The organism is Devosia sp. (genome assembly GCF_041917035.1).
Taxonomy (GTDB): domain Bacteria; phylum Pseudomonadota; class Alphaproteobacteria; order Rhizobiales; family Devosiaceae; genus Devosia_A.
Genome location: NZ_JAYRYM010000176.1, coordinates 1 through 7691, shown reverse-complemented (window position 1 = coordinate 7691; position 7691 = coordinate 1). Strand labels below are relative to the sequence as shown.

Annotated in this window: 8 protein-coding genes; 5 read left to right on the top strand and 3 right to left on the bottom strand. The window is 66.2% G+C overall.

All coding sequences use genetic code 11. The features are described from left to right. The coding region (locus ACE3TU_RS16000; RefSeq protein WP_374625953.1) for a PfkB family carbohydrate kinase at window positions 1–217 on the bottom strand (217 nt) is incomplete at its 3' end. Next, the gene (locus tag ACE3TU_RS15995) at window positions 214–1167 is read right to left on the bottom strand and encodes a pseudouridine-5'-phosphate glycosidase (protein ID WP_374625957.1); all 954 of its coding nucleotides are present in this window, start codon (window positions 1165–1167) and stop codon (window positions 214–216) included. The genes ACE3TU_RS15995 and ACE3TU_RS16000, both read right to left, overlap by 4 nt. 437 nt (window positions 1168–1604) lie before the next feature. Here ACE3TU_RS15995 and ACE3TU_RS15990 point away from each other — a divergent pair, with 437 nt between their 5' ends. From ACE3TU_RS15990 to ACE3TU_RS15970, 5 genes are all read left to right on the top strand, one after another. Then, the gene (locus tag ACE3TU_RS15990) at window positions 1605–2690 is read left to right on the top strand and encodes a polyamine ABC transporter substrate-binding protein (protein ID WP_374625951.1); all 1086 of its coding nucleotides are present in this window, start codon (window positions 1605–1607) and stop codon (window positions 2688–2690) included. A 59-nt stretch (window positions 2691–2749) separates the two neighbouring features. Beyond that, entirely contained in the window at window positions 2750–3892 is a 1143-nt protein-coding gene (locus tag ACE3TU_RS15985) for an ABC transporter ATP-binding protein (RefSeq protein WP_374625950.1), read from the top strand. Then, window positions 3889–4842 (top strand): ABC transporter permease subunit, encoded by a 954-nt coding sequence (locus ACE3TU_RS15980; RefSeq protein ID WP_374625948.1) that lies wholly within the window; start codon window positions 3889–3891, stop codon window positions 4840–4842. Before ACE3TU_RS15985 ends, ACE3TU_RS15980 begins: the two co-directional genes overlap by 4 nt. Next, on the top strand, window positions 4842–5651 hold the full coding sequence (locus ACE3TU_RS15975; RefSeq protein WP_374625946.1) for an ABC transporter permease subunit: 810 nt from the start codon (window positions 4842–4844) through the stop codon (window positions 5649–5651). Before ACE3TU_RS15980 ends, ACE3TU_RS15975 begins: the two co-directional genes overlap by 1 nt. Before the next feature lie 284 nt (window positions 5652–5935). Further along, window positions 5936–7414: an MDR family MFS transporter gene (locus ACE3TU_RS15970; protein ID WP_374625944.1), complete on the top strand. Its 1479-nt coding sequence runs from the start codon at window positions 5936–5938 to the stop codon at window positions 7412–7414. A 134-nt stretch (window positions 7415–7548) separates the two neighbouring features. Here the strand turns inward: ACE3TU_RS15970 and ACE3TU_RS15965 are convergent. Further along, on the bottom strand, window positions 7549–7691 hold a 143-nt coding region (locus tag ACE3TU_RS15965), incomplete at its 5' end, for an inorganic diphosphatase (protein WP_374625955.1).

Sequence of the window (7691 nt, the reverse complement as noted above, 5' to 3'; positions counted from 1 at the left end):
CGAGGTGCGGCTTGTCGCGGGCTCCGACGCGCGCCACGAAGCTCACCCTGGTGCCCATCGCGCCCAGCCACACCGCCTGGTTTGCGCCCGATCCACCAGGTCTCGTGCTGATCGCGGCGCGCCGGTCAGAGCCGCGCACCAGCGGGCCCTCGGGGATGACGATCACGTCGGTCATCACATCGCCGATGACGATGACCCGGCCGGCGCCGGTGCTCATGTCCGCCTGGCCAGTGCGACGGCGATCAGGGCGGCGACCCGCGCGTTGTTCTCGACCAGCGCGATGTTGGCGACGAGACTCCTGCCGCCGGTCAGCTCGAAGATGCGCTTGAGCAGGAAGGGCGTCAGGTCCTTCCGGCTCACCCCCTCCGCCTCGGCGCCGCGGATGGCCTCGGCGATCCGGCCCTCGATCTCGTCGGCATCGAGCGCGTGGCTTGTCGGGATCGGGTTGGCGACCAGCACGCCGCCGAGGCCGAGGTCGAACTGCAGGCGGATCACCCGTGCCGCCGCCTCGGCGCCGTCGACGCGGTGGTCGACCTTGCCGCCGCTGCGGCGGGCCCAGAACGCCGGGAAGTCGTCCGTCTCGTAGCCGAGCACCGGGACGCCGCGGCTTTCCAGCACCTCGAGGGTCTTGGGGATATCGAGAATGGACTTGGCGCCGGCACACACCACGGCCACCGGCGTGCGGCCCAGTTCGTCGAGGTCGGCGGAAATGTCGAAAGTGGTCTCGGCGCCGCGGTGCACGCCGCCGATGCCGCCCGTGGCGAACACCCGGATGCCGGCGGCTTCGGCTGCCATCATGGTGGTTGCCACGGTAGTGCCGGCGACCTCCCCCGAGGCGAGCAGCGCGGCGACGTCCCGGCGCGAGGCCTTGGCAGCCTTGCCGCCGGTGCGTGCGAGTCGTTCGAGATCGGCCGCCGTGACGCCGACGCGGAAGGTGCCGTCCATGATCGCGACCGTCGCCGGCACGGCGCCATTGGCGGCGATCACCGCCTCGACATTGCGCGCCATCTCGAGGTTCTGCGGATAGGGCATGCCATGCGTGATGATGGTCGATTCGAGTGCGACCAGCGGCCGGCCGCTGGCCAGCGCCTCGATCACGGCGGGAGAAATGGAAAGATGGCTGGCAAGGCTCACGTCGCTGTCCCCGGAAAATCGGCGGTTCTCCATGAACCCAATCGTCACCGATTTCAATCCGGGCAACCGGTGCGAAGCGATCGCCGGCGATAGCGCGTCATACAGGTGCGCCAAGCGCCCGCGACCCCGCCGAAGCCCTTGCCCGGCCGGGAAAATGCCACTAGGTTTTGCCGCGCTGACGGCTCCATCGGGAAGGGTCACTTCGCTGCGTAAGGTTACTGTTGATCCGGAGCCTCCGGATCGATGCTCGCCCGGCTCCGGGCACATTGCGAACACGCTCTCTCCCGGCGCAAGATCTGCGCCGCTTGGCCTCACCTCCCCGCATTCCCATCACCCCAGTTCCGTTGTCGCCATGCCCGGTCGTCCGCTTGTCGGGCCGGTGGCGAAGCGGCTCACCTCTGCCGGCCACCGCCTGCCTTTCAACGCCGCCCCATGCGCGGCCGCCTGATACGAAAAAGGAGACATTGTCGATGCACAACAAGATGATGATCGCGCTCGGCGCGCTGCTGCTGGCGACGCCGGCCCTCGGCCAGGAGAACGTGGTCAACGTCTACAACTGGTCCGACTACATCGCCGAGGACACAGTCGCCAAGTTCGAGGCCGAGACCGGCATCAAGGTGAACTATGACGTGTTCGACTCGAACGAACTGGTCGAGGCCAAGCTGCTGGCCGGTTCGTCGGGCTATGACGTGGTGGTGCCGTCGGGCTTCTTCCTCGAGCGGCAGGTCGCGGCCGGCCTGTTCCTCCCCTTCGACAAGTCCAAGCTGCCCAACCTCGTCAACATGGACCCGCAGGTGATGGCGGCAACCGCGGTGCACGACCCGGACAACGCCCATTCGGTCGACTACATGTGGGGCACCACCGGCATCGGCTACAATGCCGGCAAGGTGAAGGAGCGGCTTGGCGAGCAGCCGGTCGACACCTGGGACATCGTGTTCAAGCCCGAGCTGATCTCCAAGCTTGCCGATTGCGGTGTCACGATGCTCGACGCACCGGCCGAGATCGTCGCGTCGGCGCTCAACTACCTCGGGCTCGACCCGAACTCGGAAAGCCTCGAGGACCTCAAGAAGGCCGAAGAGCTGCTGATGTCGGTGCGCCCCCACGTGCGCTACTACAATTCCAGCCAGTACATCGATGACCTGGGCAATGGCGAGGTCTGCCTGTCGATCGGCTATTCCGGTGACGTGTTCATCGCGCAGGCGGCGGCGGCCGAGGCCGGGGCCGGCGTCGAGGTCGGCTACGTCATCCCCAAGGAAGGCGCGCTGCAGTGGTTCGACCTGTTCGCCATCCCCGCCGACGCCCCGCATGTCGACAACGCCTACAAGTTCATCGATTTCATGCTGCGGCCCGACATCGCGGCGGCCAACACCAACTACGTGTTCTATGCCTCGGGCAACAAGGCGGCACTCGAACTGATCGACGACGAGGTCAAGAACGATCCGGCGATCTACCCGACCGGGGATACGGCCGCCAAGCTGTTCGGGCTCAAGGCCCACACGCCGGACTATGACGAAGTACTGACCGAGACCTGGCAGCGCATCAAGGCCGGTTCCTGACCCTTCGGGACGGGGTGCTGCGCCCCGTCCCATCCGCCTCCGACCGGATCCGAATCCCGATGGCCAAGAAGCCCCAGCTCGCCGCCGACACCCGCCCCTGGCGCGACCCTGCCGCCAAGCCGTTCGTGCGCATCCGCAACGTCACCAAGAAGTTCGGCGACGTCGCAGCGGTCAACGAACTCTCGCTCGACATCTACAAGGGTGAGCTGTTCTGCCTGCTCGGCGGCTCCGGCTCGGGAAAGTCGACGCTGCTGCGCATGCTGGCCGGCTTCGAGGTGCCGACCTCGGGAACCATCGAGATCGACGGCCAGGACATGTCGACGGTGCCGCCCTACAACCGGCCGATCAACATGATGTTCCAGTCCTATGCGCTGTTTCCGCACATGACGGTATGGAACAACATCGCCTACGGGCTCAAGCGCGACCACATGCCGAAGGCCGAGATCGCGGCGCGGGTCGAGGAACTGCTCAAGCTCGTCAAGCTCGAGCCCTATGCCCAGCGCAAGCCGCACCAGCTCTCGGGCGGCCAGCGCCAGCGCGTCGCCCTGGCCCGCGCGCTTGCCAAGCGTCCCAAGCTGCTGCTGCTCGACGAGCCGCTCGGCGCCCTCGACAAGAAGCTGCGCGAGGAAACCCAGTTCGAGCTGGTCAAGATCCAGGAAACGCTCGGCGTCACCTTCATCGTGGTCACCCACGACCAGGAAGAGGCGATGTCGCTCGCCACCCGCATCGGGGTGATGAACCAGGGCGAGATCGCCATGATCGGCGAGCCGACCGACATCTACGAGTTTCCCAACTCGCGCTTCGTCGCCGGCTTCATCGGCTCGGTCAACATGTTCGAGGGTGTGGTGACCGAGGACGAGCCCGACCACGTGCGCATCCGGTCGACCGAGGCGGGTACGGACATCTATGTCGGCCACGGTGTCGACTGCGCGCCCGACCAGGTGCTGTGGTGGGCGATCCGGCCCGAGAAGATCACGCTGACCCGCGAACGCCCGGAAGGCGACGCCAATATCGCGCACGGCATGGTGGAGGATATCGGCTACCTGGGCGACATGAGCGTCTACCAGGTGATCCTCGACTCGGGCAAACGCATCCGGGTCACCAAGACCAACGTGCGGCGCGGCGACCCCGACGCGATCAAGTGGGACGAGGCGGTGTGGTGCCAGTGGGGCGACACCTCCGGCTCGGTGCTGACCAATTGAGCGACGGGCCCGCCTACGCCCGGCCGGAACGCCGTTTCGCGCTGCTGCGGCGGCTGCTTGCGGCCGTCGGGATTTCCGGCCGCGGCCTGGTCATCGCCGCCCCCGCGGGGTGGATGACGCTGTTCTTCCTCGTGCCGCTCGCAGTGGTCTTCGGCATTTCCCTGGCTACCAAGCAGTTCGGCCAGCCGCCCTACTCGGACCTGCTCACCACCGAGGAAGGCACGGTGCAGCTGACGCTGCACCTGTCCAACTACATCCGGATCTTCACCGATCCGTCGAACATCTACCTCAATGCTTTCCTGTCATCGATCCGGATCGCTGCCATCTCGACGGTGTTTGCCATCCTCATCGGCTACCCGATGGCCTACGCCATCGCCCGCGCCCCGGATCGCTGGCGGAACCTCCTGCTGATGCTGGTGATCCTGCCGTTCTGGACCTCCTTCCTGCTGCGGGTCTACGCGCTTTCGGGGTTCCTGCGCGGCGAGGGCGTGATCAACAACGTGCTCGGCGTCTTCGGCATTCCGCCGCTGACCATGATGCAGACCGATTTCGCGGTCTATGTCGGCATCGTCTACAGCTACCTGCCGTTCTTCATCCTGCCGCTCTACACCAACCTGGTGAAGCTCGACACGGCTCTGCTCGAGGCCTCGGCGGACCTCGGCGCCCGGCCGGTTCGCACCTTCCTGTCGATCACCCTGCCGCTCTCGATGCCCGGCGTCGTCGCCGGCGCCATGCTGGTCTTCATTCCTGCCATCGGCGAGTTCGTCATCCCCTCGCTGCTGGGTGGACCGGGTACGCAGATGATCGGCCGCATCCTCTGGGACGAGTTCTTCTCCAAGACCAACTGGCCGCGCGCTGCCGCCCTCGCCATTACCATGCTGATCGTCGTCGTCATCCCGATCATGCTGATGCAGCGAGCACAGAATGCCGTCGTCGAGGGGCGCCGCTGATGGGAAAGAACCGCTGGTTCCTGCCGATTGCCTCGACCATCGGCTTCCTGTTCCTGTACGCCCCGATCCTCTCGCTGGTGATTTTCTCGTTCAACTCCAACCGGCTGGTGACGGTCTGGGCGGGATTCTCGACCCAGGCCTATGCAGATCTGTGGGCCGATCCGCAGCTGCTGCCGGCGGCGCTGCTCAGCCTGCAGATCGCGGCTGTCGCGGCAACCATCGCGCTGGTGCTCGGGACCCTGTGCGCGATCGCTCTGGTGCGGTTCCGCCGCTTCCGCGGCAAGACCGTGCTGCAGGCGACGGTGTCGGCGCCGCTGGTGATGCCGGACGTCATCACCGGGCTGGCGCTGCTCCTGCTGTTCGTCGCCATGCAGTCGCTAATCGGCTGGCCGGCGGGGCGCGGCATTGTCACCATCATCATTGCGCATGCCACGTTCTGCACCGCCTATGTCACCGTCGTGGTCCAGTCGCGCCTCTCCGACTTCGACCTGAGTCTCGAAGAGGCGGCGATGGACCTCGGTGCCAATCCGGTGCGGGTGTTCTTCGACATCACGCTGCCGATCATCGCTCCGGCACTGGTCTCGGGATGGCTGCTGGCCTTCACCCTGTCGCTCGATGATCTGGTGATCTCGAGCTTCGTGTCCGGTCCCGGTTCATCGACGCTCCCGATGATCATCTTCTCGAAGGTGAAGCTCGGCGTGTCGCCCGAGGTGAACGCGCTCGCCACGATCATCATCGCCGTCGTGGCGCTGGGCGTGATCGGCGCAACGCTGCTGTCGATGCGCAACGGCAGGGCCAAGCGCGCCTGACGGCCGGCTGCACGCCCGGTCGTCCCCCGGACAGAGCGGCGTTGACTCTGCCGGCGCTTTCACTTAATTCAATCCTTAAGTAAAGTATCTGGCTCCGACTGTCGAAACCCGGGCGCCTCCCTCGTCTTGGGTAGGATCGGCACACTCGTCCGTCCCCGAAGCCATACGATACGCCGAACCCGGACTCGCATCCGAGCCATGCGCCCCGGGGGCTGGTCAGACTCACCCCGGCCGTGTCATACACCGCCCCCCTTTTCAGCGCAGTTCTTTCAAGGTAGCCGCAAATGACCTCCGACATCATGTCCGACGCCGCCGCCGCGCCCCGCGATGACGCCGCTACTGCCGCCCGCAACAGGCTGGTGATCGCCCTCCTGCTGGTCTCGACCTTTGTGGTCTTCCTCAACGAGACCATCATGAGTGTCGCCATTCCGCACCTGATGAAGGACCTCGGCGTCACCGCCAGTGCGGCGCAGTGGCTGACCACGGCGTTCCTGCTCACCATGGCGGTGGTGATCCCGGTCACCGGTTTCCTGCTGCAGCGCCTGCACACCCGACCGATCTTCGCACTGGCGATGGGGATATTCTCGGCCGGCACGCTGATCTGCGCCGTCGCGCCCGGGCTCGAGCTGCTGGTTGTCGGGCGTGTCGTCCAGGCCACCGGCACAGCCATCATGATGCCGCTGCTGATGACCACGGTGATGACCCTCGTTCCCCCCGAATCGCGCGGCAAGACGATGGGCAACATCTCGATCGTCATGTCGGTGGCCCCAGCCGTCGGCCCGACGATCGGCGGGTTCATCCTCGCCTACCTGGACTGGCGCTGGATGTTCATCCTCGTGCTGCCGATAGCGCTGGGGGCGCTGGCGCTCGGCTGGGCCCGGATCCAGAACGTCTCGACGCCGCGTTACGCGCCGCTCGACATCTTCTCGGTGATCGTTTCGGCTCTCGCCTTCGGTGGCATCGTCTATGGCCTCTCCAGCCTGGGCGAGGGCGCGACGCATGACGAGGCATCGCCGATTCCGTCCTGGGCTCCGATCGCCGTCGGTATCGTCGCCATGGCGATCTTCGTCTGGCGCCAGCTCTTGCTGCAGCGACAGGATCGCGCGTTGCTCGACCTGCGTACCTTCGGATCGCGCAACTACACGATTGCCGTCGTCACCATGGCTGTCGCGATGATGAGCCTGTTCGGCACGGTGATCCTGCTGCCGATCTACACCCAGCACGTGCTCGGCCTCGATACGTTGCAGACGGGCCTGCTGCTGCTGCCCGGCGGCCTCCTGATGGGCCTGCTCGGCCCAACGGTCGGCCGCCTCTACGACCGGATCGGCGCGACGAGGCTGCTGGTCCCGGGCACCATCATCGTCTCCGTGGTGCTGTGGCTGCTGACCCTGGTCGATCAGACCACCTCGGTCTGGGCCGTGCTGGCGGGGCACATCGCCATCAGCGTCGGGCTGGCGCTGATGTTCACCCCGCTGTTCACGGCGGCACTCAGTTCGGTGCCGATGCCGCTCTACTCGCACGCGAGTGCGATCCTCGGTTCGATCCAGCAGGTCGCCGGTGCCGCCGGAGTGGCCCTCTTCGTGGCGCTGATGACGGTCGGGACAGCGACGCGCGCGGCCGAAGGACTCGACCCGGTGTCGGCCCTGTCGGGCGGCATCCGGATGGGCTTCTTGTGCGGCGCGCTGATCTCGCTGTTCGCCATCGGGGCGGCCTTCTTCGTCAGGAAGCCGGCGGCGCAGCCGGGCATGTCGATGGGGCACTGAAAACAGAAAGGCGCTCAACCCTTGCGGGGAGCGCCTTTCGTTTGGGCCGGACCGAGGCTGCCGGGAGGGAACAGCGCCGCGATCGACCGTTGCGCAGTATATGCGACTGGTTCAGTCGGGTTTCAAGGGTGTCGTCACAGCTTTTCAGCTGACGCCCGGGCGATCGAATCGAGGATGACCCGGCGGGCGTCCTCGACCCCGCCAATGCCCTCGATCTTGGACCACTTGCCCGGCTCGAGGTCCTTGTAGTGGGTGAAGAAGTGCTTCACCCGCTCGA

Bases quoted from the DNA above. Each gene is read 5' to 3' on its own strand.
- ACE3TU_RS15970 (WP_374625944.1), top strand. From the start codon at position 5,936: ATGACCTCCGACATCATGTCCGACGCCGCCGCCGCGCCCCGCGATGAC.
- ACE3TU_RS15985 (WP_374625950.1), top strand. From the start codon at position 2,750: ATGGCCAAGAAGCCCCAGCTCGCCGCCGACACCCGCCCCTGGCGCGAC.
- ACE3TU_RS15975 (WP_374625946.1), top strand. From the start codon at position 4,842: ATGGGAAAGAACCGCTGGTTCCTGCCGATTGCCTCGACCATCGGCTTC.
- ACE3TU_RS15990 (WP_374625951.1), top strand. From the start codon at position 1,605: ATGCACAACAAGATGATGATCGCGCTCGGCGCGCTGCTGCTGGCGACG.
- ACE3TU_RS15995 (WP_374625957.1), bottom strand. From the start codon at position 1,167: ATGGAGAACCGCCGATTTTCCGGGGACAGCGACGTGAGCCTTGCCAGC.